Source organism: Neisseria sp. P0021.S007 (genome assembly GCF_051956855.1).
The window spans coordinates 1-496 of the sequence record NZ_JBQCXA010001341.1; the positions used below are offsets into that span (position 1 = coordinate 1).

Here is a 496-nt window from a genome sequence, read left to right on the forward strand (position 1 = left end):
TGCGAAATCTGACATTTTATTCTCTGTAAATTCAATAGCAAATGCGCATTTTACACGCTGTCTGCAAGTTTTCCAAATAAAACGCTTGACAGTAAATAGCCCTCTCTTTATAATTCAAATCTTTCTTGATGCACCCGTAGCTCAGTTGGATAGAGTATCTGGCTACGAACCAGAGGGTCGGGCGTTCGAATCGCTCCGGGTGCGCCACAGAAAATCTCTGCGCCCATCGTCTAGCGGTTAGGACATCGCCCTTTCACGGCGGTAACCGGGGTTCGATTCCCCGTGGGCGTGCCAGTTTATAAAAAAGCGCAATCTGTTTCAGATTGCGCTTTTTTGCGTCTGTTGGTTTTGAAATGATTTGAACCTCTCTTTTTATCTGCTCATGCAGGTTGGCATTTGTCATAATCTACTAAAAGCATTTATTATTATATATCTAATAATCATAATTAAGGGAAAACGTTCATGGCGTGGCGGTTTGTGTTGCCTGCTTGGGTGG

Annotated in this window: 2 tRNA genes; both read left to right on the forward strand. The window is 43.5% G+C overall.

What is annotated here, in order from left to right:
- The first annotated feature begins 130 nt into the window (after window positions 1-130).
- A tRNA-Arg gene (locus ACTHUR_RS19055) sits at window positions 131-207 on the forward strand.
- A 12-nt stretch (window positions 208-219) separates the two neighbouring features.
- A tRNA-Glu gene (locus ACTHUR_RS19060) sits at window positions 220-294 on the forward strand.
- Window positions 295-496: the final 202 nt, after the last annotated feature.